The organism is Terriglobus sp. YAF25 (genome assembly GCF_052113305.1).
Classification (GTDB): Bacteria; Acidobacteriota; Terriglobia; order Terriglobales; family Acidobacteriaceae; genus Terriglobus.
The window spans coordinates 1-1413 of sequence record NZ_JBFRCY010000946.1 but is presented as its reverse complement, the minus strand read 5'-3'; the positions used below and the strand labels follow the sequence as shown (position 1 = coordinate 1413).

At 56.7% G+C, this 1413-nt stretch carries 2 protein-coding genes; both read right to left on the bottom strand.

What is annotated here, in order from left to right; translation table 11 throughout:
- Positions 1–340: 340 nt before the first annotated feature.
- The gene (gene rpmA / locus AB4043_RS25475) at positions 341–601 is read right to left on the bottom strand and encodes a 50S ribosomal protein L27 (protein ID WP_442300637.1); all 261 of its coding nucleotides are present in this window, start codon (positions 599–601) and stop codon (positions 341–343) included.
- Positions 602–650: 49 nt separating this feature from the next.
- Complete coding sequence (gene rplU, locus AB4043_RS25470) at positions 651–968, bottom strand: 50S ribosomal protein L21 (RefSeq protein ID WP_147645736.1); 318 nt, start codon at positions 966–968, stop codon at positions 651–653.
- Between the last annotated feature and the right edge of the window lie 445 nt (positions 969–1413).

Below are 1413 nucleotides of genomic sequence, written 5' to 3'. Positions count from 1 at the left end.
CTATGGAACCACCCGCATGACAGAAAAGGCCGGTATCGAGGTATACATGCCGGATTTGAAAAACCTGCCGCCGGAAAAGAGCTCCGCCAAGGGCGTCACCGTGGAATGGCTCAGGAACCGCACTACGTCCCCGCCACTTGATGTAGCGGAGAAGGTTGCTACGACGAAAAATCCTTAGAGCATTTTCCCTGTAGGTGCAATGTAGGGTCTCGACATCTATGGGCGTTTTCCGCAATGAAAACGCGCTGCACATCCTTTTCGGGCTACCCAGCAACAGGGAAAATGCTTTAAAACAGCAAAAGCCCCGCAGAGCGGGGCTTTTGCTCGACTACGAACCTGGTTAGGCCGAGACAGTCTCAATCGAGACGAAGCGTCCCATGCGGCCACGGTCGGTGAACTTCACGCGGCCGTCGATCTTGGCAAACAACGTGTCATCGCTGCCGCGGCCGACGTTCAGACCGGCCTTCAGCGGTGTACCGCGCTGACGCACGATGATGCTGCCGCCCGTCACAACCTGACCGGCAAACGCCTTGACGCCAAGCCGCTGTGCGTTTGAATCGCGTCCGTTAGAAGAACTACCGCCACCTTTTTTATGTGCCATCGCCTTGAACCTCGTTCATGGGCCGGGCATTCCCGGCCGAAATCAAATCTTAAGCCTTGAAGCTCTTACCGTTCACCTGGATCTCGTTGATCTTGACCTCAACGAAGCTCTGGCGGTGACCCTGCAGCTTCTTGTACTGCTTCTTGCGCTTGTAGTGGAAGACCAGAATCTTGTCGCCACGGCCTTCGCTGACAACCTCGGCCAGTACCTTGGCGCCGTCCAGCTTCTCGAACTTACCCTCTTCAGGGCTCACGGCCAGAACGTCGGAAAACTCAACTGCGCCGTCAACGGCCAGCTTCTCGATCTTTACGGTCTCGCCGGGAGCAACGCGGTACTGCTTACCGCCGGTGCGAATCACTGCGTACATGGTCATACCCTCCACAGACAGTCGCACCCTCTGGCACGCTGCCCGGAAATCTCATTGGTATTGCAAGGGGCGAAACAGGCCTGCTTCCAAGCCGCCTTCTATCCTTCACCAAGTCCATTCTTCAGGACTCCAGCCCCAGGACAAACGGCCGCATCGCCAAACTTAGAAAGTTTACCCCACTTTGGGGCCCGGTGCAAATGGAGATCAGGCCTCAAATCAGGTTGCACCATGCATTGTGCAACCTCTCGGCCCCTTCAAGCCCCGGAACAATCCTGAGCTTCTCTTCCCGCAGTCGAACAAAAGCAACTCTCTGCGGGATGACGAATAAAAGCGTTCGCGCGTAGCGCGAATACCCACGCCCCAAAATCGGGACACCACCCCAACGAAACAAGTTCGTTGGGGACCCCGGGACATGGGGCATCCACGGCATCGGCTCCTCTTATGG

Coding starts and splice junctions, on each gene's coding strand:
- rpmA (WP_442300637.1), bottom strand. CDS start 601: ATGGCACATAAAAAAGGTGGCGGTAGTTCTTCTAACGGACGCGATTCA.
- rplU (WP_147645736.1), bottom strand. CDS start 968: ATGTACGCAGTGATTCGCACCGGCGGTAAGCAGTACCGCGTTGCTCCC.